Origin of the sequence: Aldersonia kunmingensis (genome assembly GCF_001646865.1) — a bacterium.
GTDB classification, from domain to species: domain Bacteria; phylum Actinomycetota; class Actinomycetes; order Mycobacteriales; family Mycobacteriaceae; genus Aldersonia; species Aldersonia kunmingensis.
The window spans coordinates 22,976-44,869 of the sequence record NZ_LRRB01000187.1; the positions used below are offsets into that span (position 1 = coordinate 22,976).

23 protein-coding genes are annotated in these 21,894 nt (G+C 66.8%); 7 read left to right on the plus strand and 16 right to left on the minus strand.

Annotated elements, in window-relative coordinates:
* Positions 1-191: 191 nt before the first annotated feature.
* From A8G08_RS14145 to yhjD, 4 genes are all read left to right on the plus strand, one after another.
* A complete protein-coding gene (locus A8G08_RS14145; RefSeq protein WP_245672832.1) occupies positions 192-1,370 on the plus strand; it encodes an MFS transporter in 1,179 nt (392 codons plus the stop codon).
* An 11-nt stretch (positions 1,371-1,381) separates the two neighbouring features.
* Entirely contained in the window at positions 1,382-2,188 is an 807-nt protein-coding gene (locus A8G08_RS14150; protein WP_068275014.1) for an exodeoxyribonuclease III, read from the plus strand.
* A 37-nt stretch (positions 2,189-2,225) separates the two neighbouring features.
* A complete protein-coding gene (gene trpS, locus A8G08_RS14155) occupies positions 2,226-3,248 on the plus strand; it encodes a tryptophan--tRNA ligase (RefSeq protein ID WP_068275017.1) in 1,023 nt (340 codons plus the stop codon).
* 105 nt (positions 3,249-3,353) lie between these two features.
* Positions 3,354-4,337 (plus strand): inner membrane protein YhjD, encoded by a 984-nt coding sequence (gene yhjD, locus A8G08_RS14160; protein WP_245672827.1) that lies wholly within the window; start codon positions 3,354-3,356, stop codon positions 4,335-4,337.
* A gap of 37 nt (positions 4,338-4,374) precedes the next feature.
* Here the strand turns inward: yhjD and A8G08_RS14165 are convergent, their stop codons facing one another.
* From A8G08_RS14165 to sdhC, 10 genes are all read right to left on the minus strand, one after another.
* Entirely contained in the window at positions 4,375-5,682 is a 1,308-nt protein-coding gene (locus tag A8G08_RS14165; RefSeq protein WP_068275023.1) for a D-alanyl-D-alanine carboxypeptidase family protein, read from the minus strand.
* 129 nt (positions 5,683-5,811) lie between these two features.
* Positions 5,812-6,225, minus strand: a complete 414-nt coding sequence (locus A8G08_RS14170; RefSeq protein ID WP_068275026.1) for a hypothetical protein — start codon at positions 6,223-6,225, stop codon at positions 5,812-5,814.
* Positions 6,215-6,733: a hypothetical protein gene (locus A8G08_RS14175; RefSeq protein WP_068275029.1), complete on the minus strand. Its 519-nt coding sequence runs from the start codon at positions 6,731-6,733 to the stop codon at positions 6,215-6,217. Before A8G08_RS14175 ends, A8G08_RS14170 begins: the two co-directional genes overlap by 11 nt.
* 178 nt (positions 6,734-6,911) lie before the next feature.
* On the minus strand, positions 6,912-7,373 hold the full coding sequence (locus tag A8G08_RS14180) for a hypothetical protein (protein WP_068275032.1): 462 nt from the start codon (positions 7,371-7,373) through the stop codon (positions 6,912-6,914).
* 100 nt (positions 7,374-7,473) lie between these two features.
* The gene (locus A8G08_RS14185) at positions 7,474-9,717 is read right to left on the minus strand and encodes a WXG100-like domain-containing protein (protein WP_068275035.1); all 2,244 of its coding nucleotides are present in this window, start codon (positions 9,715-9,717) and stop codon (positions 7,474-7,476) included.
* Positions 9,717-10,031 (minus strand): WXG100 family type VII secretion target, encoded by a 315-nt coding sequence (locus A8G08_RS14190; RefSeq protein ID WP_068275038.1) that lies wholly within the window; start codon positions 10,029-10,031, stop codon positions 9,717-9,719. Before A8G08_RS14190 ends, A8G08_RS14185 begins: the two co-directional genes overlap by 1 nt.
* A gap of 138 nt (positions 10,032-10,169) precedes the next feature.
* The gene (locus A8G08_RS14195) at positions 10,170-10,949 is read right to left on the minus strand and encodes a succinate dehydrogenase iron-sulfur subunit (protein WP_068275041.1); all 780 of its coding nucleotides are present in this window, start codon (positions 10,947-10,949) and stop codon (positions 10,170-10,172) included.
* Positions 10,949-12,700 carry a succinate dehydrogenase flavoprotein subunit gene (gene sdhA / locus A8G08_RS14200; RefSeq protein WP_068275044.1) on the minus strand — a complete coding sequence of 584 codons (1,752 nt, stop codon included), beginning with the start codon at positions 12,698-12,700 and terminating at the stop codon, positions 10,949-10,951. The genes A8G08_RS14195 and sdhA overlap by 1 nt, the downstream gene beginning before the upstream one ends.
* Positions 12,701-12,715: 15 nt before the next feature.
* Positions 12,716-13,156 (minus strand): succinate dehydrogenase hydrophobic membrane anchor subunit, encoded by a 441-nt coding sequence (locus tag A8G08_RS14205; protein ID WP_068275047.1) that lies wholly within the window; start codon positions 13,154-13,156, stop codon positions 12,716-12,718.
* The gene (sdhC, locus tag A8G08_RS14210; RefSeq protein ID WP_068275092.1) at positions 13,156-13,491 is read right to left on the minus strand and encodes a succinate dehydrogenase, cytochrome b556 subunit; all 336 of its coding nucleotides are present in this window, start codon (positions 13,489-13,491) and stop codon (positions 13,156-13,158) included. Before sdhC ends, A8G08_RS14205 begins: the two co-directional genes overlap by 1 nt.
* Positions 13,492-13,838: 347 nt before the next feature.
* Here sdhC and A8G08_RS14215 point away from each other — a divergent pair, with 347 nt between their 5' ends.
* Positions 13,839-14,246 (plus strand): cytidine deaminase, encoded by a 408-nt coding sequence (locus tag A8G08_RS14215; protein WP_068275050.1) that lies wholly within the window; start codon positions 13,839-13,841, stop codon positions 14,244-14,246.
* 68 nt (positions 14,247-14,314) lie between these two features.
* Here A8G08_RS14215 and A8G08_RS14220 read toward each other — a convergent pair whose 3' ends face one another.
* Positions 14,315-15,559 (minus strand): alpha/beta hydrolase family protein, encoded by a 1,245-nt coding sequence (locus tag A8G08_RS14220; RefSeq protein WP_068275053.1) that lies wholly within the window; start codon positions 15,557-15,559, stop codon positions 14,315-14,317.
* Between the two features lie 276 nt (positions 15,560-15,835).
* Here A8G08_RS14220 and A8G08_RS14225 point away from each other — a divergent pair, with 276 nt between their 5' ends.
* Both A8G08_RS14225 and A8G08_RS14230 read left to right on the plus strand, forming a co-directional pair.
* On the plus strand, positions 15,836-17,125 hold the full coding sequence (locus A8G08_RS14225) for a thymidine phosphorylase (protein WP_245672828.1): 1,290 nt from the start codon (positions 15,836-15,838) through the stop codon (positions 17,123-17,125).
* A gap of 71 nt (positions 17,126-17,196) precedes the next feature.
* A complete protein-coding gene (locus A8G08_RS14230; RefSeq protein WP_068275059.1) occupies positions 17,197-18,306 on the plus strand; it encodes an adenosine deaminase in 1,110 nt (369 codons plus the stop codon).
* A gap of 52 nt (positions 18,307-18,358) precedes the next feature.
* Here the strand turns inward: A8G08_RS14230 and A8G08_RS14235 are convergent, their stop codons facing one another.
* From A8G08_RS14235 to A8G08_RS14255, 5 genes are all read right to left on the minus strand, one after another.
* Complete coding sequence (locus A8G08_RS14235) at positions 18,359-19,636, minus strand: primosomal protein (RefSeq protein ID WP_068275062.1); 1,278 nt, start codon at positions 19,634-19,636, stop codon at positions 18,359-18,361.
* Positions 19,637-19,669: 33 nt separating this feature from the next.
* On the minus strand, positions 19,670-19,981 hold the full coding sequence (locus tag A8G08_RS14240; RefSeq protein ID WP_068275065.1) for a YbaB/EbfC family nucleoid-associated protein: 312 nt from the start codon (positions 19,979-19,981) through the stop codon (positions 19,670-19,672).
* Positions 19,978-20,355 (minus strand): hypothetical protein, encoded by a 378-nt coding sequence (locus tag A8G08_RS14245; RefSeq protein WP_068275067.1) that lies wholly within the window; start codon positions 20,353-20,355, stop codon positions 19,978-19,980. Before A8G08_RS14245 ends, A8G08_RS14240 begins: the two co-directional genes overlap by 4 nt.
* Positions 20,352-21,494 (minus strand): C40 family peptidase, encoded by a 1,143-nt coding sequence (locus A8G08_RS14250; RefSeq protein WP_068275070.1) that lies wholly within the window; start codon positions 21,492-21,494, stop codon positions 20,352-20,354. The genes A8G08_RS14245 and A8G08_RS14250 overlap by 4 nt, the downstream gene beginning before the upstream one ends.
* Positions 21,491-21,894: type VII secretion target (locus A8G08_RS14255; RefSeq protein ID WP_245672829.1), on the minus strand; the 404-nt coding region annotated here is incomplete at its 5' end. The genes A8G08_RS14250 and A8G08_RS14255, both read right to left, overlap by 4 nt.

The window sequence follows — 21,894 nt, forward strand, 5'->3', positions numbered from 1 at the left end:
CGTCATTGCGGCGGTGCGCACTCGCTTTTGTCTTCGGTGCGCCGGTGCGGTGACAGAGTTCACGAACCGATCAGGGAAGCACGCGCGGGGACATGTTGTTAGCCCAAGGCGTGACCGAAACCGTGCAGCAGGAGTCGACGCAGGAGCAGCAGCACGCGCAGTCCGCCGGGTCCGGCTGGCACAAACGCGCGATGGTCGCCCTGGCGCTCGGTGGTTTCGGTATCGGTACGACCGAGTTCGTCGCGATGGGCCTGCTGCCCGATATCGCCGGTGATCTGAGCATTTCCGAGCCGACCGCCGGCTACGTCATCTCCGCCTACGCGCTCGGTGTCGTCGTCGGTGCTCCGCTCATCGCCGCACTGACGGCCCGCGTCCCGCGCAAGGTGCTGCTCGTGGCGTTGATGGTCGCGTTCACGATCGGCAATGCCGCGACGGTGTTCGCGCCCAGCTACGGTGCGCTCGTCGCGTCGCGGTTCATCGCCGGTCTGCCGCACGGCGCCTACTTCGGTGTGGCCGGGCTCGCCGCAGCGTCACTTGCTCCGGCAGGCAAACGAGCCAAGTCGATCGCGCTCGTGATGCTCGGCCTCAGCGTCGCCAACGTGATCGGCGTTCCCACTGCCGCGTGGGCCGGTCAGCACTTCGGCTGGCGTGCCGCGTTCGGGATTGTCACGGTGATCGGCGTCGTCACGGTGGCCGCTCTGTGGCGCTTCGTGCCGCAATTGCACGGCTTCCGTGTGACCAACCCCGCCACCGAGCTCGGGGCACTGCGCCGCAGCCAGGTGTGGTTCACCCTCGCCATCGGCACGGTCGGCTTCGGCGGCATGTTCGCGGTCTACACCTACGTGGCTACGACGCTCACCGACGTCTCCGGGCTGTCGGCGAGTGTGGTGCCGCTGGTCCTGATGATCTACGGCGTCGGCATGGTGGTCGGCAACCTGCTCGGCGGATGGATCGCCGACCGCGCGCTGATCCCCGGCCTGTACGCCGTGCTCGCGGCGCTCATCGTCGTACTCGGCGTCTTCGTCGTTGCGGCACACAACCCGATCGCCGCGATTGTGGTCCTCTTCGCCATCGCGGTTACCGGCACCGCGCTCGTACCCGGATTGCAGACGCGGCTGATGGACGTCGCCGCGGATGCGCAGACGCTTGCCGCTTCGCTGAACCACGCCGCGCTCAATATCGCCAACGCCGGCGGCGCGTGGCTGGGCGGTCTGGTCATCGCCGCCGGTCTCGGCTACACCGCACCGGCAGCGGTCGGCGCGCTGCTCGCGGTCGCGGGACTAGTGGTCCTCGCCATTGCGACGCGTGGCTCGCGCCGGGAAGTAGGAGCGGAGCCTGCGGAGCGACCGAGCGTCGGTGCCGCCCGATAGGGTTTGCGACCGTGCCTTTGATCGTTTCCACCGTGAACGTGAACGGAATCCGTGCCGCCGCCCGCAAGGGAATGCTGCCCTGGCTGCAGTCCACCACCGCTGATGTCGTTGCGCTGCAAGAGACTCGGGCCAGCGTCGCGGAGACCACCGCGGCCCTCGCCCCGGCGGTCGACGCCGGTTGGCACCTGGTGTGCGTCGAACCGGAGGCCAAGGGACGTAGCGGCGTCGGAATCCTGTCCCGGCAGCGGCCCGATGCGGTGCGCGTCGGCTTCGGCGGCGACGAGTTCTCCTCGTCGTGCCGCTACATCGAGGCAGACTTCGACGCGGTGACCGTCGCGAGTGTCTACGTTCCGACCGGTGAAGCCGGCACGCCCAAGCAGGACGACAAGTACCGGTTCATGGACGCGTTCGCTGCTCACCTTTCCGCGCGCATCGAAGCATTGGCCGCCGAGGGACGCGATCTGCTCGTGTGTGGCGACTGGAACATCGGGCACACCGAGGCCGACATCGCAGCGTGGAAGGCGAACCTCAAGAAGTCTGGCTTCCTGCCCGAGGAACGGGCCTGGCTCGACGCACTGGTCGGTGAAGGTGGCCTGATGGTCGACGTGGTGCGCCGGCTGCACCCTGGGGTCGCCGGGCCGTACTCGTGGTGGTCCTATCGCGGCCGTGCGTTCGACAACGACGCGGGCTGGCGCATCGATCTGCAGGTGGCCACCCCCGCACTGGCCGAGCGCGCGAAGCAGGCGGGAGTCGAGCGGGCGGCTGCCTACGACCAGCGCTGGTCGGATCACGCGCCGGTGACCGTCCAGTACCGCTGATCCGGACGTCGGCGGCGGCGTGGAAAGATCGGTAGCCATGTCCACCCCTGCACCTGCCAAGCAGCGCGTCCTTTCCGGAATTCAGCCCACGGCGGACTCGTTCCACCTGGGCAATCTTCTCGGCGCAGTGCGGTACTGGGTGGACCTGCAGGACGACTACGAGGCGTTCTACTTCATTCCGGACCTGCACGCGATCACCGTGCCGCAGGACCCGAAGGAGCTGCGCAAGCGCACCCGGATCGCCGCGGCACAGCTGCTCGCGCTCGGTATCGACCCGAAGCGTTCGACGCTGTTCGTGCAGAGCCAGGTGCCCGAGCATGCTCAGCTGGCCTGGGTGCTGAATTGCATCACCGGGTTCGGAGAGGCGAGCCGGATGACGCAGTTCAAGGACAAGTCCGCCAAGCAGGGCAACGAGAACGCCAGCGTCGGCCTGTTCACCTACCCGATCCTGCAGGCAGCGGACATCCTGCTTTACCGCCCGCACCTGGTGCCGGTGGGTGAGGACCAGCGCCAGCACCTCGAACTCACCCGTGACCTCGCGCAGCGCTTCAACTCCCGCTACAAGAAGACGTTCGTGGTGCCCGAGCCGTACATCATCAAGGACACCGCCAAGATCTACGACCTGCAGGATCCGACGTCGAAGATGAGCAAGTCCGCGTCCTCGGACGCGGGATTGATCAACCTGCTCGACGACCCGAAGATCTCGGCGAAGCGGATCCGCTCGGCGGTGACCGACACCGAGCGTGAGATCCGGTTCGATCCCGAGAAGAAGGCGGGTGTGAGCAACCTGCTCGTCATCCTCAGCGCGCTCACCGGCACGCCGATCATCACCCTCGAGAACGACTACACCGGCAAGGGCTACGGCGATCTCAAGGCCGATGTTGCCGACGCGCTCGCCGAGTTCGTGTTTCCCTTGCAACAGAAGGTGGAACAGTACCTATCGGACGAGGCGGAACTCGATCGAATCCTCGCGCACGGCGCCGACCGTGCCCGGGAAATCGCGTCCCGCACGCTCGACACGGTATACGAACGAGTGGGGTTCCTGGCTCCGAAGGGGTAGCGAGGACTCAGCCCCGAAAGGGCGACGAGGACTCACCCCGAAAGTCGGGCGCGGAACCCGGAAGGGTGATGCGCCATTCCCGACATCAAGGCGACGCTGCAGCGGGTGCGGCAACGGCCATGGATCGATCATGTGCTGCGGGCGTGGGAGCGGTACCAGAACCAGCGCGGTGACCATTACGCGGCCGGCATCACCTACTTCACCGTTCTCGCGCTGTTTCCGCTGCTGATGGTCGGCTTTGCCGTCGCGGGATTCGTCCTCGCCGGCAACCCGGAATTGCTCACCGAGGCGCAGGACAAGATCGTCGAGAACGCGCCGGGCAACATGGGCGACCAGCTCAACGACATCATCGATCAAGCGATCGCAGCGCGCGCGACCGTCGGTGTGCTCGGCCTGCTGGTCGCGCTCTACGCCGGGCTGGGCTGGGTGAACAACTTGCGCGCCGCGCTGACCGAGCAGTGGGATCAGCAGCACGAACAAGGCAACTGGATCAGGACGAAGATCTCCGATCTCGGGGCGCTCATCGGACTCGGTATCGCGCTGATCGTGTCGTTCGGCGTCGCCGCGGTCGGTTCCGGAAGCCTGCTGCGGCAGGTGCTCGAATGGCTGAATCTCGAGGATGCGCCGGGGGTTGGCGTCACCTTCCGAGTGCTCAGCATTGTCGTCGGCATCATGGCGTCATGGGCGGTGATGGTCTGGGTGATTGCCCGGCTGCCGCGCGAACCGGTGACCTTCCGGAGTGCCGCGCGGGCCGCGCTGATCGCTGCGGTCGGATTCGAGGTGTTCAAACAGTTCGGCGTGATCTATCTGAACATCGTGCTGCGCGGTCCGGCCGGTATCGCCTTCGGACCGATCATCGGCATCATGGTCTTCGCCTACTTCACCTCGCGGATCATCCTGTTCGCGACAGCGTGGGCGGCGACGGCTCAGGAGAATCTGGCCATGGCCCCGGTGCCGCCACCGTCGGGCGCGGTGATTTCGCCGCGGCTCGCGGTCCGGGGTGGACCTTCGGTGGCCGGAGGGGTTGCGCTGGTGGGAGCAGGTGCGCTTGCCGCACTCGGGCTCTCGGGACTACGCCGAAAGAAGTAGCCCTGGCGCGGAGCCCGCGGAGCGCCTACGTGCTCTGTCAGCGCCGTTTGCGTGAGAGCGCCGCCGCGATCAACACGAGTACCAGGACGAGCAGCGAGCCGACGAAAATGACGGCAAGGCGGGCGGCGTCGGCGTCACTGGACGAGCCGGTCGTGGCGTGGTCTTCGATCGAGTCCGCGGGCGGTGCGGCAAGGGTCGCCGCGGCCGACCCGTTCGTCGGCCAGGAGTCGGACTTCTTCTTCGCTGCACCGTCGCCGGTCTGGGTGGCGCTCAGGGTGCCGATCGACGCAGCTCGGGGGAGCGCGAACCCATAGTCGAGCAACCGGGCGCCCTGCTGCCACGGCCGGACGGGCAGCACTTCGGCGGCCATCAGCGTCACGCCGAGGCGGCGGCCGTCGCGTTCGGCACCGGCGACGAACGTGTGCCGGGCGTCATCGGTGAAACCGGTTTTCCCACCGAGCGCGCCGTCGTAGTTGTAGAGCAGCTGATTGTCGTTCGCGATCGGGAACCCTGGGTGGTCCTTGTCGTCGGGGATGCGCGGGTCCGGCGGGAAGCCGGGGAAGTCGAACTGCTCGGTGTGTACGAGTTCGGCGAACGTCGGGATCCGCATGGCCTCGCGGTACAGCAGCGCGAGGTCGTAGGCCGAGCTGGACATGCCGGGGCCGTCGAGACCCGAGGGAGTCGCGGCTCTGGTGTCGCGCGCGCCGAGAGACGCGGCGACCTCGTTCATCTTCGCGACCGTCGCGGCGTCGCCGCCGAGCTGGGCGGCGATCGCATGTGCGGCGTCATTGCCCGACGCCATCACCAGCGCATGCATCAGCTGACTGTTGGTGTACCGGCCACCCGGTCCGATCCCGACCCGCGTGCCCTCCACATCGGAGTCGGCGGTCGTGCCAACCACGGTCTTGTCGAGATCGAGTTCGCGCAACGCGACGATCGACAGCAGGATCTTGATCGTGCTCGCGGGCCGGTAACGGCCGTGCGGATCCTTGGCCGCGAGAACCTGCCCGGTGTCGAGATCGGACACCACCCACGACGTCGCCGAGATGTCGGCCGGCACGGGCGGCGAGCCCGCCGGGGTGAGCACACCGCATCCCGCGAGGGTGTCGCCGCCGACAACATCGGTCGGAACGGCGAGCGGACCCGGAATCGGGTCTCCGGGCGCGGGGACCTCGGAGAGGTCGATCGCGGGGGCCGGCGCCTGCTTGAACGGGCAGGTATCGGTGTTCGGCGTGGTGAACGGCGGCGTCGTACTCGGTGATTCCGGCTGTGCCGCCGCGGGAGCGCACCCCAGCCCGATCAGGGCTGCGGCCAGCATCACCGAACCGAATACACGCACACTCATTGCGTGTGGAGCGTAGGTCACGCGCTCGGGCGTCACCAAAAGCCGCGCCGAACCTCACCGGTTGCCACGAACGCATGCTGCGTCACTGTGCCGTCCCGGTGTGGGGTGGCGTTCCGTTCCGCACCGGTCCTACTTCACCGGGATCGGGTTGACGAACTCGACGATCTCGGTGCATGCCGATTGATCGATGTATCCGCTGGTCTCGAGCTTTCCCGTGCGGAACATCCCGGGCTGGTTGCATGCCCAGTCGCCCTTCTCGCCGATGTAGAAGACGTACAGCAGGTTGCGGTCGACATGGACGATGCTGAACGGCTCGTTCTGCCAGGTGCACATCGACTTGACGTAGACCAGCTCGTCGAGCGCGCTACGCGAAACGACGCGCGTGCCCGCGACCGTGGGAATGGCGGACGGCCCGAATCCCGGCGGGAGGCTCTCGCCCCCGTACGCGCGGAGGACGACACTGAGCCCGGACGTTGTGGCGTGGAACTGGCGGCCTTCGAAGGTGGCGTAGAACCCGGACGCGCGGGGGCGCTCAATGGTCAAAGCCGGCCACCCCCACCCATTCCTTGCTCGCGGTCAGGACCGCAGCGAGTCGTTCACCATCGGTGGGCGGGACGTACCAGAGTTCGGCGAGGGGATCGAGCACACCGTCGACCATCCAGAACTCGGGAATGGTGAACTCGGCCGTGCCGGTGAAGCCGTTGCCGGTGTAGGGCGGCCCGTAGCCGAGGTCGGCGCCGCCATCCCGGCCCATGCTGCGCGCCATCGGCTTGTCCGTGGAGAACACGCTCGCGACCGAATCGGTGGTGAAGCGCACCGCGTAGACCGGATCGCTCGGACCGAAAGGCGATCCCGGGTAATCCATGCGCAGCACCCGAAGCAACGCTTCCGACCCGCGCAGGTGCGCGGTGTGCTTGGCCATCGTCACGAAACCCTGCACTACATCGGGCAGCCCGCCGTAGTAGGGCGAGACGGCGTTGGCGCGAAGTTGGTCGCCCTCGGCGATGCAAAGCACCTGCTGCCAAACGGGTTTCCCGGGTGGGGCGGTCATCGTTGGTCCTGTTCTCGGAGGGCCACGTCGGTCTCGTTCTCCTCGTAATCGGTGTCTGGGCGAGCGGAGCCTAGCGGCAGTTGGTGAACATTTCAGGTCGAGTCATTCCCGGCCGGGAAGGGGGCGATCGGTCTCGACCTAGGCGATTCGCCGTGGTCGATCCGGCGGTCTTCCGTCGTCAACGCGAGTCCTGGTCGGGGAGCGGGAGTTCGGTCTTGACTTCTTCGAGGTCGGTGAGTTCCGCCAGGGGCGCTTCGCCCTGGACCTCGTACTTGTCGGTCTGCTCCATATTGGGCCAGAGTGCGACGCGGACGAGGCTCTCCCCTCGGTAGTTGAGGTACGCGATGTCGCCGACGATGTTCGTGATCTCGAACGATTCGGCGCGGTACTTGCAGATGGATTCCAGCCGAATCAGCTTGTCGATCTCGTTGCCGGGCACCCTGAGTTGGCCCGCGAAGAAGCTCAAAACCGAAGTCTTGAATCCAGCCGGCAATGGCGTCTCGCGCGTGTAGATGTACAGGTTGTCGCGCACGAACCGCGCGTAGTACTCAGTGCCGCGCCACGTTGCGTACAGTCCGCTGATGCGCGGCCGCCTCGCGTCCGGTGCGTCGCCCTCGATGCTCGTTCCGTCGGTGGTCATTGCGAGTCCTGTCCGGGTAGCGGCATTTCGGTCTCAACTTCCTCGAAGTCGGTGAGTTGGCAAGTGTCATAGATTCCGCTCATCCGCGGGAGTCGCTCAGTCAACTTGTCACCTTGGTCCATCTCATCCCGTTGGAAAGGACTGCGATCATTCTTTCGGTTCCATCGGGGTTGATCTGGTACATCTCGGGACCCTTGTTCATCGCAGCCGCTTCACTGAGGAAGTATTCGGGAACTGCGTGCCGCTCGCTCGCGGTGAATCCGGTATCGGTGAACGGATAGCCGTATTCGGGATCGAAACTTGGGCCGTGACCGGACATCGTTGACAGGTGGCCGTCCGGAGCGTCCAAGTCGTCGTGGCTGTCGAGTGTGAAGCGCATCGCAAAGGCAGGTTTCTCGGGAGCAAAGGGCTCCTGGACGGGCAGCGGCTGAACGTCGTCCCGCGTGAGGCCGCGCTCGGCGAGCCAGGCGTCGGCCGCTTCGAACCGAGACGGCTCGGCTTCCAACTGTTCTCGTGAAAACGAGATTTCGTGCTCGGTGCCGTCCTCGAGTGTGACGAACTGTGCTTCTGGCGCCGAATCATCCGGCAGGACGCCCGGCCCTGCCGGTCCATCCGGTGGCGCGCCGTTCCCGTTCGTGTGCCGAAGCGTGTCCGCAACCGAGACAACCGCGGCGTCCGGTGCGGTGTGCAGGTTGCGAATAACCGGTGTCTCGGGCGCGCGGGCCGGTGTAGGGCGCTGATCCGCCGGGGCCTCCGGTGCCCGGACGATCTCGGGCCGGGCGGTCGGAGTCGCGGGCGGCTGTGGTGCCACCGAAGTGTGGGGTGCCGCCGATGTGTGCGGGGATGCCGGCCCGTGTGGTGTGGCAATCGACTGTGCGGCGGAACCGACGCTCGGCGCAGCGGTGGGCGCGCTTGTCGCGGGACTATTCACAACCGCGCTCGGTGCAGCAGGAGACTGTGTGGCGCTCAGGCTGATTGGGGCGCTCGGCGAAGGCGCTGCCGGTGTGGTGGCGGCGGGCGATGCGGCTGGTGCCGATGTCGCCGGTCCGATTGTCCCTGCCTCCGGAGTGGTTGGCGTGGTCGCAGCGACGGGGGAGGGCGCGGTGGATACCGAACTCGCGTGTGTCGAAGCGGGATCCGCACTGGACGTGACCTGCGTGCCAGGCTGTGTCACCACCTCGGTGGGATTGGTGTGCACCGGTTCCGAATGCGGTGCGGCCGTTACGGGCTCGGGTGATGCCGCCGATGCCGTGTCCTGGGTTCCCGGTTGCGAGTGCGGTTCACTGCCGGCCGGCTCGGACGCCACCGAGCCAGGCGGCTCCGATCCTGGTTGCGTCGATGCCCGAGCCGAATCGGGATCGGGTGCAGCATTATTCGCGTGCTCGGGCGGCACGTCCGGAGCTGACGGCGTGGTCGACGCGGCTGTCGAATCCGTGTCGATATGCGGCGCAGCGTGCGTACCGCCGTCCTTCATCCCACTGATGCCGCCACCGATCGCCCCGGATGTCACGGTCTCCCAGGTGACCTCGTCTCCGGACGCCGCAGTGGAGGCAACGGACCCGGCAGCACCGGCCGCTGCCTCGACCCCGGTAGTGGTCGCGAGTTTGCCCAGGGGAGTGGCGGCATCGGGCAGCGCGCCGCCGAGCCCGCTGCTCACTCCGCTGGAAACGACCTCGTCGACCGCGCCGGACAACGCCGATCTTCCGATCGAACCGACGTTGATGTCGTTGCGCCTGCCGGTCAGCCATTGTCCACCCTGGATGGCGGCGTCGAGCCCACCCTGCGTGGCCGCGCCGATCAGTGCGTGCTTCGCTGCAGCGAACGCCAACTGCTTCGCAGCCGCGACGGTGAGCTGCGACAGCAGTTTCTGCACGAGCTGGCGAATGATCATCCGCACTGTGACCTGGGTGGCCGCCTGAGCCGCGACCGCCGCGCCCGAGCTTGCGCCAAGCGTCACCACGAGGGTCGCCGCTGCCGCAGCGAGTTCCGCGGCCAGGATGACAAGCGCGGCAATGATCATGAGCTTGGCGTGCTCGATGTCGGTGGCGCCCTCGTCGAGTGTGTCGGCGAGATGCTCGCAGAACTCGACGAGATCGCCGAGTGCGCCGTCGCCACCGATCATGTCCCATAACGCATCCATGGCGTCGTGCGTGTCGCCGTCGATCGCGGCGAGCGCCTTCGCCATGGCCTCGGTGCCCTCGGTGTCGAGCTGGTTGAGCGTGGCGGCCGTGGTCGTCCAGCTGTCGGCGAGCCGTCGCATCGCAGTCTCGTCGCCGTCCGGCCAGTCGGAGTCGACGGCGATCGAGGAGACGGACCGGAGCCATCCGGGAATCTCTATGCCCATCAGCCGATTCCGTCGAGATTGACGGCGGTACGGGAGTCGGTTGCGTCGTAGTTGTCGGCGGTCGTGACCAGGCGCTGACGGATCGAGTCCAGCACGGTCACCAGTGAGGCGATGGCGTCCACTGTTGGCGAGACATCGTCCGCATAACCCTTCGCGAACGATTCGCCGGACTCATCCGCGCCCCAGCATTCCCCCTCGGCGGAGAGCGCGGAAGCCAGTGTCTGCCGGGCGGATTCGACAGCGTCGGATAGCTCCGCGAACCGGGGCGCGACAGCGCGCAGCGCGTCCGGCTCGACCCGAACCTGCTCGCTCATCGTTCCCCCCGATCGCCTCGCGATGTCCCCCATAAATAGGACTCATCGCGAATGCGATCGGTTCCGCGCAAACGAGAAACGGGGCGCAGCCGGCTCGACAGCCGACTGCGCCCCGATCAGAGCTCAGGCGTGAAAACCCTAGCGCGCGAACAACAGCGCGCGCTTGACCTCTTGGATCGCCTTGGTCACCTCGATGCCACGCGGGCAGGCATCGGTGCAGTTGAAGGTGGTGCGGCAGCGCCACACACCCTCGACGTCGTTGAGGATGTCGAGACGCTCGGAGGCGGCCTCGTCACGGCTGTCGAAGATGAAGCGGTGCGCGTTGACGATGGCGGCAGGACCGAAGTAGCTGCCGTCGTTCCAGTACACCGGGCACGAGGTGGTGCAGCAGGCGCACAGGATGCACTTGGTGGTGTCGTCGAAACGGGCGCGGTCGGCCTGCGACTGGATCCGCTCGCGGGTCGGCGTGTTACCCGTGGTGATCAGGTAAGGCTTCACCGCACGGAACGCGTCGAAGAACGGCTCCATGTTGACGACCAGGTCCTTTTCGACCGGGAGGCCACGGATCGGCTCAACCGTGATGGTGAGCGACTTGCCGTCCTTGGACAGCATGTCGCGCATCAGCACCTTGCACGCGAGCCGGTTGACGCCGTTGATCCGCATCGCGTCGGACCCGCACACGCCGTGCGCGCAGGAACGACGGAAAGTGAGCGTGCCGTCGAGGTAGGACTTCACGTAGATCAGCAGGTTCAGCAGCCGGTCGGTCGGCAGGCAGGGGACCTGGAAGCTGTCCCAGTGCGCGCCGAGTTCGTCCTCCGGGTTGAACCGCGCGATCTTCATCGTGATCATGACCGAGCCCTCGGGCACCGGTGGCGGCGTGGTACCCGTGCTCTGCGGCTTTTCGATAGAGGTCGTCATCAGTACTTGCGCTCCATCGGCTCGTAGCGGGTCTGCACCACCGGCTTGTAGTCGAGGCGAATGTCCGCGATCAGCGCGTCACTCTCCTTGTACGCCATGGTGTGTCGCATGTAGTTGACGTCGTCGCGGTCCGGGTAGTCCTCGCGCGCGTGGCCGCCACGCGATTCCTTGCGGTTGAGCGCGCCGACCACGGTGACCTCGGCGAGCTCGAGCAGGAACGCAAGCTCTACGGCCTCGAGCAGGTCGCTGTTGTAGCGCTTGCCCTTGTCCTGCACCGTGATTCGGTCGTAACGCTCCTTGAGCGCCTGAATGTCGGCGAGCGCCTGCTTGAGCGTGTCCTCGGTGCGGAACACCGAAGCGTTGTTGTCCATCGAACGCTGCAGTTCGGTGCGGATGTCCGCGACGCGCTCGTGGCCGTTGCCGTCGAGGATCTTGTCCAGCCAGCCCTCGACGGTCGAGGTCGACTCCTCGGGCACCTCGACGTGGTCGTGGCGGAGCGCGTACTCGGCGGCGGCGATGCCCGCACGACGGCCGAAGACGTTGATGTCCAGCAGCGAGTTGGTGCCGAGGCGGTTCGCGCCGTGCACCGACACGCAGGCGCACTCGCCGGCGGCGTACAGGCCGTGCACGATCTCGTCGTTGTTGCGCAGCACCTCGCCGTTGATCCGGGTCGGGATGCCGCCCATCACGTAGTGGCAGGTCGGGAACACCGGGACGAGCTCGGTCACCGGGTCCACACCGAGGTAGGTGCGGGCGAACTCGGTGATGTCTGGGAGCTTCTCCTCGAGGACGTCCTCACCGAGGTGCGTGACGTCGATGTAGACGTAGTCCTTGTTCGGACCGGCGCCGCGGCCTTCGAGCACCTCGAGCACCATGGAGCGGGCGACGATGTCACGCGGCGCGAGGTCCTTGATAGTGGGGGCGTAGCGCTCCATGAAGCGCTCGCCATCGGCGTTGCGCAGGATGCCGCCCTCGCCGCGGACCGCCTCGGAGATGAGGATGCCCAGACCGGCAAGACCTGTCGGATGGAACTGGTGGAATTCCATGTCCTCGAGCGGCAGGCCCTTGCGGAAGATGATGCCCATGCCGTCGCCGGTCAGGGTGTGCGCGTTCGAGGTTGTCTTGTACATGCGTCCGGAACCACCGGTCGCGAAGACGATGCTCTTGGCCTCGAAGATGTGCAGTTCGCCGGTCGCGAGCTCGTAGGCGATGACGCCGGTCGCGGTCAGGCCGCGTTCGGTCTCGGTCATCACGATGTCGAGCGCGTAGAACTCGTTGTAGAACTCCACGTCGTGCTTGACGCAGTTTTGGTACAGCGTCTGCAGGATCATGTGGCCGGTGCGGTCCGCGGCGTAACACGCACGGCGGACGGGCGCCTTGCCGTGGTCACGGGTGTGGCCACCGAAACGACGCTGGTCGATCTTGCCCTCGGGGGTCCGGTTGAACGGCAGACCCATCTTCTCGAGGTCGAGGACCGCGTCGATGGCCTCCTTGGCCATGATTTCGACGGCGTCCTGGTCGGCGAGGTAGTCGCCGCCCTTGACGGTGTCGAAGGTGTGCCACTCCCAGTTGTCTTCCTCGACGTTCGCCAGCGCGGCGCACATGCCGCCCTGGGCCGCGCCGGTGTGGCTGCGGGTCGGGTAGAGCTTGGTCAGCACCGCCGTCCGGGCGCGTGGGCCGGCTTCGATCGCCGCCCGCATGCCCGCGCCGCCGGCGCCGACGATGACGACGTCATACCGATGTTGCTGCATTTGAGCTGTGCTCCCCTAGTTGGCCGGGATGTTGGGATCGAAGGTGAAGATCACGTAGGTGCCGAGGCCCATGATGAGAATCATCGACAGCACCAGCAGCGTGTTCAGCCAGAACCGCGTCGAGTCCTTGCGCGAGTAGTCCGCAATGATCGTGCGCAGTCCGTTACCGCCGTGCAGCTGCGCGAGCCAGAGCATCGTCAGATCCCAGAACTGCCAGAACGGCGAGGACCAGCGACCGGCGACGAACGCGAAGTTGATCCGGTGCACACCCTCGTCGAGCATCAGCATGATGAAGAGGTGGCCGAAGACCAGCACCATCAGGGCGAGGCCGGAGAACCGCATGAACAGCCACGCGTAGAGCTCGAAGTTGCCCTTCGCCTTGCGGCGCGGCGAACGCGGGTTGTCCAGGCTGGCGGGGCGGTCGTAGGACCGCGCGAGAACCTTTGCTTCAGCCATCAGTGCCCCGCAAACATGTTGTAGAAGATGCGCGCCGCGCCGGGCACCATCACGACGAACCAGACGGCGAGGATCACCCAGAGCATGACGCGCTGGTACTTGGGCCCCTTCGACCAGAAGTCGACCAGCATCACGCGCACACCGTTCAGCGCGTGGTAGAGCACCGCGGCAACGAGGCCGAGCTCCATCAGGCCGACGAGCGGGTTCTTGTAGGTCTCGATGACGCTGTCATAGGTGTCCGGATTGACCCGGACCAGAGCGGTGTCGAGAACGTGAACGAACAGGAAGAAGAACACCGCCACGCCTGTGATGCGGTGCAAAACCCAGGACCACATGCCCGGGTCGCCCCGGTACAAGGTCCGCTTGGACTCCTGCGCCGGAGCCGCTTCCGTCGTGCTAGTCATCGAATGCAGTGCCTCCAACGTCGTCGATGTGCGCGGCAAGGCCATGTGACGTCGAGTGTGGGTATCAGCACTGGGGCGGGCGAGAACCGCGCGCTCCGGCTCGACGCGAACCTGAACCGGCTGTGGTGAACTTTAATCCCCTGCGAAACCCGGGAACTAGCGCGGTCGGCCGTACGTTCTGCGCTCGGAGCGTTTATTAGGTTTGCCTGTCCAAATATGAAAGGGCGCGGCAATGGCGGGTCGAAAGCCCGCTACGCGGTGCCGGAAAGGCGGCTCCATTGCCAGATGTCGACTGGAAGGCATTGCGTGCCAACGCATCCGATGTGATGCGGCGGGCGTACGCGCCGTACTCCAGGTTTCCCGTCGGGGCCGCGGCGCTCGTGTCCGATGGCCGGATCATCGTCGGATGCAATGTGGAAAATGTCTCATACGGACTAGGGCTCTGCGCAGAATGTGTACTCATCGGTAACCTCCATTCCTCGGGCGGCGGGCGCCTAATCGCGTTCACCTGTAGCAACAGCCGGGGCGAGATTCTTATGCCGTGCGGGCGGTGCCGGCAGCTTTTGCTCGAGCACGGCGGGCGAGAGTTGCTCGTCGACCATCGTGGCGGGCCCGTCGAGTTGAATGCGTTGCTGCCCGATGCTTTCGGGCCGGACGATATTGCGGCTGGCGAGCTCCCGACGTAACGCAGCTCACATTTCGTTGGGTTTGGCTCACACACGCCGGTTGCGGTGTGTGAGTAGGAGATTCGGCGCTACCGGCTGCGCTCAGCAAGCCGATCGTCGAGCCAATCGAACATCCGCTGGTCGGTCAGCGCCCGAGCCATCGGCTGGCAATGCCAATTCGCACCCTCCTCGGTGGTGAACCGGACGAGGGTGGCATTGGCGCCGACCAACTCGGCCAGGCGCGGTGACTGCGCGGGCCAGAACTGCTCATCGTCCGGGTCCGTGATCAGCAGTGGAGTGTCGATCGATGCTGCGACCTCGGTGAGGTCGTATTTCTTCACCTCGGCGAGCGTGTCGTAATAACCGTCGATGCCGTACGGACGGGCGCGGAATCGGTAGAGGTGCCCAGTCTGCTTGGACAGGCGCATGAGAACCCGCATCAAGCGGTCGAACTTCTTCTTCTCGCCCGTCTCGAACAGTTTGCGCAGGAATTCGGGGAAATTGGCCAGCCAGGAATCGATGACGCTCACCACGCCCGGGTCCGCCACCGCCGCGGCGAAGCGATGTTCGAAGGCGAGTGCCCGCGGCAACCAGTAGCCGGCCTGGCTGACGCCGTACACGACCACTTGGTCCGGGTCGACACCCGGCAGTGTGAGCACGAAGTCCAGCACGGGCGTGAGCACGTTCTCCCAGTCCGGCCGGAAAGGCACACCCCGTTCGAAAAGCATCGACTGCTGTCCCGGGCCATCGAATATCAGGACGTTGTAGCCGCGCGCCACAGCACCCGCGCCGCCCCAAGACCACAGCGTGCCGACGTCGCCGTCGCTGCCATTGACCATGACGAACGTTGGGCGGGTTCCCTCGGCGTGCGCGGGACCGAAGAACCAACCGGGGAGCGTCGTGTTCTCGTAGGGGATCGTCACACGCTCGGCGGGGTGCGGTGACAAATCGATGAACCGCTCCCAGGCCCGGCGGTGTTCCCGGAACGTGGGGAGTAGCGCGTCGTCGGAATCCAGGCCGTCGACTGCGTTGACTGCGGAAGTGAGGTAGGACGACGCGCGGAGGTAGGCCGAGGCCGCACTTACCCGGTGTCCGGCGGCGGCGCACTCGTCCGCGACGCGGAGCATCCGCAGACCGAGGTCGTGCCATGTGGTGTACCAGCGGACGTTGTCGTGCTCACCGACCGCGGCGATCGCCGCGAGCACCTCGCCTGGGTCGGTGCCGCCGGCGTTCGAGCGCCCGAGCATGATGCGGACCTCGAAGTCCCGACCCGTGTCGCGGTAGAAACCACGGGTCGCTGCTTCGTGGGGAAGGGGACGGTTTCGCCGGAACATCGTGTTCCATTTTCCTGCGCGCATACGACTGCCGCCGAGTTTTCGGGACTGTAGATACCGTCCGCCCGCGAAGTTTGGTGACTCGTGAATGGAAGATTCGTTGCGTTGGACGGGACGAATGCTTCCATTCACCCCGCAACGAGTGCGCGCTCCGAACCGCCCGCGAACGGAAGATTTGTTGCGTTAGACGGAGTGAACGCTTCCGTTCACTCCGCACAACGAGCGCGCGGCAAGCCGGGGCGCCGGATGCCCGATCGGCGGGTAGGTTCGCGTCTCGTGCATGACCATGACGCCGTTTCGATCATCCGGGCCAAGCGCGACGGGAATGCGCTCACCGATGCGCAGATCGACTGGGTGATCGACGGGTTCACCCGGGGCACGGTTGCCGACGAGCAGATGTCCGCGCTTGCGATGGCGATCATGTGGCGGGGCATGAACCGCACCGAGACCGCCCGGTGGACCACGGCGATGATGGACTCCGGCAGTCGCATGGACTTCACCGATCTGCCGCTGCCCACGGTCGACAAGCACTCCACCGGCGGGGTTGGGGACAAGATCACCCTTCCGGTCGCGCCGCTGGTCGCCGCGTGCGGCGCGGCAGTGCCGCAGCTCGCCGGCCGTGGGCTCGGCTACACCGGCGGCACGCTCGACAAATTGGAGGCGATCCCCGGCTGGCAGGCGGACCTGTCCACCGAACGGATGCGCACGATCCTCACCGACCCGGCGATCGGCGCGGTCATCTGTGCGGCGGGAGCCGATCTCGCGCCTGCCGACAAGAGGCTCTACGCGTTGCGCGACATCACCGGAACAGTCGAGTCGATCCCCCTGATCGCTAGCTCGATCATGAGCAAGAAGATCGCCGAGGGCACCGGTGCGCTCGTGCTGGACGTGAAGGTGGGCAGCGGTGCTTTCATGACCGAGCGTGCGGACGCCGACGAACTCGCCGCCCGGATGGTGCAGATCGGACTCGACGCGGGCCTGCGCACCGTTGCCCTCGTCACCGATATGGAGACCCCGCTCGGGCGGACCGCCGGAAACGCGCTCGAGGTCGCGGAATCGGTCGAGGTGCTCGCGGGTGGTGGCCCCGCCGACGTGGTGGAGCTGACGCTCGCACTCGCGCGGGAAATGCTGCTCGCCGCGGGCATCGACGGAATCGATCCGGCGGACCGGCTCGCCGACGGGACCGCGATGGACCGCTGGCGCGCGATGATCGTCGCTCAGGGTGGGGATCCGGATGCGACGCTGCCCACCGCGCGCCACAGCGATATCGTGCGTGCGCCGGCGAGTGGAGTCCTGACCAGGCTCGACGCCGGAATGGTCGGGCGGGGTTCGTGGCATCTCGGAGCGGGCCGAAGCCGACCGGGCGAACCGGTCTCGGCCGGCGCCGGTATCGAGATGCACGCCAAACCCGGGGACCGGGTGCGGGCCGGTGATCCGCTGCTCACGCTGCACAGCGACGACGAGGCCCGACTCGCGCGCGCGGGTGCCGAACTCGCATCGGCCTGGCAGGTAGAGGACACCGACGCTGTCGTGCTGCGACCGCTCATCCTCGACCGCATCTGCTGAGGTGAGTGAACGGGGTGTGACGTGTTTTCGCACGCCCCGCCTCGGGCCGTGATCGGGGCTAATGTCGGCACATGACGGCTCCGCAGATGTCGATCGGCCCCGCTCCACTGGATCTGGCCTCCATCCGGCAGGCCCCCAAAGCGTTGTTGCACGACCATCTCGACGGCGGATTGCGGCCCGCGACCGTACTCGAATTGGCCCGGAACTGCGGCTACGACGAACTCCCTTCGGACACCGCGGACGACCTGGCGGTCTGGTTCCGGGACGCCGCCGATAGCGGGTCGCTGGTGCGCTATTTGGAGACCTTCGACCACACGGTGGCAGTCATGCAGACCCCGGAGGGACTGCAGCGGGTGGCGCGTGAGTGCGCCGAGGACCTCGCTGCCGATGGCGTGGTGTACGCCGAAGTCCGCTTCGCTCCCGAACAGCACCTCGAGCGTGGGCTCACGCTCGACGAGGTGGTCGAGCACGTGCTCGAGGGTTTCGAACAGGGCGTGTCCGCGGCCGGGACGTTCGGGCGCAAGATCCGGATCGGCTGCCTGCTCACCGCAATGCGGCACGCGGCGCGCTCACGTGAGATCGCCGAACTCGCGGTGCGATTCCGGGACAAGGGTGTGGTGGGCTTCGACATCGCCGGTGCGGAAGCTGGTTTCCCGCCGAGCCGCCACCTCGATGCGTTCGAGTACATGCGAGCGAGCAACGCGCACTTCACCATTCACGCGGGCGAGGCGTTCGGGTTGCCGTCGATTCACGAGGCGATCGCCTTTTGCGGCGCGGACAGGCTCGGGCACGGCGTGCGCATCACCGACGACATCATCGAGTCCGACGGTGACGCCCGACTCGGACTGCTCGCCGCCTACGTGCGGGACAAGCGGATTCCGCTCGAGCTGTGTCCGAGTTCGAACGTGCAGACCGGCGCGGTCAAGAGCATGGAGGACCACCCGTTCGGGCAGCTGGCGCGGTTGCGATTCCGCGTGACGGTCAACACCGACAACCGGCTGATGAGCGACACGACGATGAGCCAGGAGATGCTGCGGCTCGTCGAGACGTTCGGATTCGGCTGGAGCGACCTGGAACGGTTCACCATCAACGCGATGAAGTCGGCGTTCATCCCGTTCCCCGATCGCCTGCGGATCATCGACGAGGTGATCAAGCCCGGTTACGCCGTGCTCATCGGCTGATCAGGCGAACCTGATTGCGGCGCTTGGCCTTTGGAAGACAAGCGCGGCCCGGTCAGGCCTTGCGCAACCGGCCCTCGAACTCGCGCTCGAGTTCGCGCCAGGACTGTCCCTCCGCGGCGAACGGCGGGCTGGGTGCCATCCGGTTCGGGTCCGGGTTGAGCAGGTAGGACACGTACCAGCCGAGCGGAGTCGACGGGGCGAGTGCGGCTCCGGTCTCCTCGTCGCCCGTGTAATCGGCTGCGTCGGTAAACAATTCGACCGCGAGATCGAGCTGTGAAAGATCGACGGACTCGGGGCCGTCGGCGAGGTCGTCGGCGAGACCCGGGAGGACGTAGACGTTCTCGTCGGTGACCTCGATCTCCAGCGACCCGTCGACCGCGAGCGACTGCACGTCGGCGAAGGTGCTGATCCGGGCGAGGTCGTGCTCGTGATCGTCGGCGAGGTACCGGGCGAGAGCGCGCTCGGAGGAGAAGACGGTGATCGCGTCCTTGCTGCCGAGGAACACCGGTTCGTCGTCGAGGTAGCAGCGCAGCGTGAACCAGATCCCGTCGCTGGTGATGATCTTCACCGGGTCGATGCCGACCTCGGACCAGAAGCCGTCCTCGTCTTCGTCGTCGTCGTCGTCGTCGTCTTCGTCCGATTCCGCACCGGCCGCTGCGGCGAGATCCACGGTCTCGAACTCCGCATCCTCGTCGTCGGAAACGTCGTCGGCCTCGACGACGTTCTCTGCGGCAGCAACCAATTCGGACTCCGCGACAGCGACAGCGGCGGCATCGACGTCGGGCACGGCGATCACGTCGTCGATCGCGTCGAGCACGTCATCCCAGTGCTTCGCGATGGCGGAGCCGATGCGCTCCCAGATCTCGAGGCCCTCGCGGTCCTCGAAGAAGCGGTAACCGGACCCCACCGCGCTCAGCGCGGGGTTGGCGTTGAAGAACTTGGTGACGTCGTCGAGTTCGCAGACCTCACCGATGGTGCGCACCATCGTGAGCGTCTGATCGAGCTCGTCGAGCACATCGTCGTCCGGGTTGCTCGCGGCGAGCTCGGGGACGGCGATCAGGTCGAACGCGTGGCTCTCGGCCGGCTCGAATTCGGTAGCGGCCAGCGCGGTGACGGTGCGCCATGCGGGGTGGTCGACGAGGTCGTTATCGGAGTTGGTGCGTACGAACGCGGCCAGCTCGGCGATCGAGTCGAATCCGTAGAGATCGTCACCGTGGCCGAGGAACGCCTCCCACTCGTCGTCGCCTTCCCGCCACGCTGGTGCCCATAGGGTGACCAGGTCGCCATCGGTCAGACCCAGCTCGATTGGGACGATGTCTCCAGAAGCCATGGCGCTGAGCCTAACGACTCTGTGCCGTCACGCTCATCCGACCTGCCCGCCGAATTGAACGTTCAACGTTTCAACGACCCGGGCGCGCGCGATCGCGGCGGCCGCAGCGGCTTCCGCGCAGGTCCGCGTGATCAGCGGGCCGATCTCGCCAACGGGGTGCGACGTGATCGCCTCCGCGATGCGAAGGTCGATCAGGGCACCGCTACCATCAACCTCCGCCGTCACGAGGCCGTCGATGGACGTCGCGGTCCCGCGAACCTGCCCGATGCCGTGCATCGCGCTCTCGAGGTCTTCCAGGCGCGCGGTCGCGCGAGCGACCAGTGCGTCCATCTCGTTGCCGCTCATATGTGCCGCATCCAGCTCACCGGGGCAAGTTCCGGGTCTTCTGTGTCGCCGTTGGTCGCGAGGACCGCGTCCGCGCGGGTGGGCAGGCCGAGCCGGTCGAGGATCTCGTCGGAAATGCCGGCCTCGGCAAGCTCGACACGGCGCTTGGCCCGCGCCTTGACGGCGGCGGTGCGGGACAGCCGCAGGATCTCCGCAGCCAGCGCTTCGGCGCCGTAGCGCAGTTCGCGCCGGTCGAGGTGAATTACGACAGGCAATCCCTGATCGGTGGCGCGGACGGACAACGTGCCGGCGCGGTTCGTGCTGGTCGCGCAGGTGACATCGGGGACCGCAGGCGAAATTTGCGCGCTCGCGTCGGGCGGGCTCTCCTCGCTCATGCGGTCGGCCGGTAAAAGCCGTAGAACGCCATGCCGCAATTCTCCGTTCGTATCGGTCCGGTGCTCACCGGGTCACCCGCCTCGACGAGCTGGCCGTTCCCGATGACCATGGCTACGTGGCCGTCCCAGACGACGAGATCACCGGGCATCACGGCCTCCTCGCCGACCTCGATGTGGCCGACATTCTGCTCCTGCGCGAGGCGGGGGAGTTCGACTCCGGCTTCGCCATAGGCGTACTTGGTTAGCCCGCTGCAGTCGAGTCCCTCGCCCGGGGAGGTTCCACCCCACACGTAGGGCACGCCCTGTTGGCTCAGCGCGGCCCGCACCGCGGTCGCGGCCTGCTCGTTGGGCGCGATCGCGGTGCTGCCGTCGGGCAGGGTGATCTCGACACCCTTCCCGGCGAGGCGGTGCTCACCGGGACCGGCGTTGGGTGCGACCACCCCATCACCGGAGCCGCCGGACCGGCTCCCGACGGAGCGGCCGCGGCTGTAGGCGGGCGAGGTGAACAGGCTCGAGATGCCCTGCCCGCCCGAACCGCTGGACATCGCGCCGGTCACCTTCGCGACGATCTCGGAGGCCTGTACCGGCGACGCCGATGCCGCGTGTGTGCTCGTCGCCGAGGACGGCGCGGTTGGCACCGTGGGCGCGGTCAGCTCGGTCATCCGGGCGGTGTGCGCACTCAGCTCGGCGCGCACCTTCGCGACGACCACAAGCGCACGATCGAGGTGTTCGACCGCTGCGGCGATGATCATCGCCAGTCCGGCAGGAGTGCCGAGGGTGGGCGCCGCGGCAACCGCGATCGAGATGAACGACTGCAGAATGCCCTGCAATTCGGCCAGGCCGGCGGTGACGTCCGCGCTCGCAGCATTGACCACCTCTGCGATCGCATTGCCGCGATCGGAGATCTGCACCGAGGAGTCCTGGGTCTCCTGCGCCTTGGCCACCGCGACGGTCGCGGCCCTGCCCCGCCACGATGCGTCGAGTTCGGCGATTGCGTCGCGTCCGATGACATGCACCGCGTCGACGGCGGCCGATGAGAGCCGCAAGGCATGGGCAGGTCCGCCCGAGGGCAGCACTCCGCTGCCCAAACTGCCGAGCAGTTCAGTGATGGGTGCGGCGAGTGCGGCGGCGTCGATCACGAGCCGATCCCCGCGCTCAGTGCGCCCAGTCCGGCGGCATGGGCGGCGTCCGTCGCGGCGTATTCGGCCGCGGTGGTGAGAGCCGTTTCGCCGATTCCGGCGAGAGTCGCGGAGGTATCGGCGATCGCGCCGAGATGTGCCGCGTGCGCGGTGGCGAATGCTGCGAGGAAGTCACCGCCGATGAGACCGAACACCGGGCCGAGCAGTTCCGGACCGGCCACGGCCGCCGTCGCGGCGGCGCCGGTCAATCCGGCGGCCATCTCGGCCGCGGTGGCGCCGTAGGCCGCGATACTCGCGGTTGCGGCGGCGAGCTCACTCATCGCACGTCCCCCCGAATCGAACAGTTCTGTCTCGAATTGTTGGACGCTGAGGGCACCCGACCGGTTCCGACCGGCCACCG

Excerpts from the sequence above, each read along its gene's own strand:
- A8G08_RS14145 (WP_245672832.1), top strand. The coding sequence starts at position 192 with ATGGTCGCCCTGGCGCTCGGTGGTTTCGGTATCGGTACGACCGAGTTC.
- trpS (WP_068275017.1), top strand. The coding sequence starts at position 2,226 with ATGTCCACCCCTGCACCTGCCAAGCAGCGCGTCCTTTCCGGAATTCAG.
- A8G08_RS14165 (WP_068275023.1), bottom strand. The coding sequence starts at position 5,682 with ATGAGTGTGCGTGTATTCGGTTCGGTGATGCTGGCCGCAGCCCTGATC.
- A8G08_RS14175 (WP_068275029.1), bottom strand. The coding sequence starts at position 6,733 with ATGACCGCCCCACCCGGGAAACCCGTTTGGCAGCAGGTGCTTTGCATC.
- A8G08_RS14180 (WP_068275032.1), bottom strand. The coding sequence starts at position 7,373 with ATGACCACCGACGGAACGAGCATCGAGGGCGACGCACCGGACGCGAGG.
- A8G08_RS14185 (WP_068275035.1), bottom strand. The coding sequence starts at position 9,717 with ATGGGCATAGAGATTCCCGGATGGCTCCGGTCCGTCTCCTCGATCGCC.
- A8G08_RS14190 (WP_068275038.1), bottom strand. The coding sequence starts at position 10,031 with ATGAGCGAGCAGGTTCGGGTCGAGCCGGACGCGCTGCGCGCTGTCGCG.
- A8G08_RS14195 (WP_068275041.1), bottom strand. The coding sequence starts at position 10,949 with ATGACGACCTCTATCGAAAAGCCGCAGAGCACGGGTACCACGCCGCCA.
- sdhA (WP_068275044.1), bottom strand. The coding sequence starts at position 12,700 with ATGCAGCAACATCGGTATGACGTCGTCATCGTCGGCGCCGGCGGCGCG.
- A8G08_RS14205 (WP_068275047.1), bottom strand. The coding sequence starts at position 13,156 with ATGGCTGAAGCAAAGGTTCTCGCGCGGTCCTACGACCGCCCCGCCAGC.
- sdhC (WP_068275092.1), bottom strand. The coding sequence starts at position 13,491 with ATGTGGTCCTGGGTTTTGCACCGCATCACAGGCGTGGCGGTGTTCTTC.
- A8G08_RS14220 (WP_068275053.1), bottom strand. The coding sequence starts at position 15,559 with ATGTTCCGGCGAAACCGTCCCCTTCCCCACGAAGCAGCGACCCGTGGT.
- A8G08_RS14230 (WP_068275059.1), top strand. The coding sequence starts at position 17,197 with ATGACGGCTCCGCAGATGTCGATCGGCCCCGCTCCACTGGATCTGGCC.
- A8G08_RS14235 (WP_068275062.1), bottom strand. The coding sequence starts at position 19,636 with ATGGCTTCTGGAGACATCGTCCCAATCGAGCTGGGTCTGACCGATGGC.
- A8G08_RS14240 (WP_068275065.1), bottom strand. The coding sequence starts at position 19,981 with ATGAGCGGCAACGAGATGGACGCACTGGTCGCTCGCGCGACCGCGCGC.
- A8G08_RS14245 (WP_068275067.1), bottom strand. The coding sequence starts at position 20,355 with ATGAGCGAGGAGAGCCCGCCCGACGCGAGCGCGCAAATTTCGCCTGCG.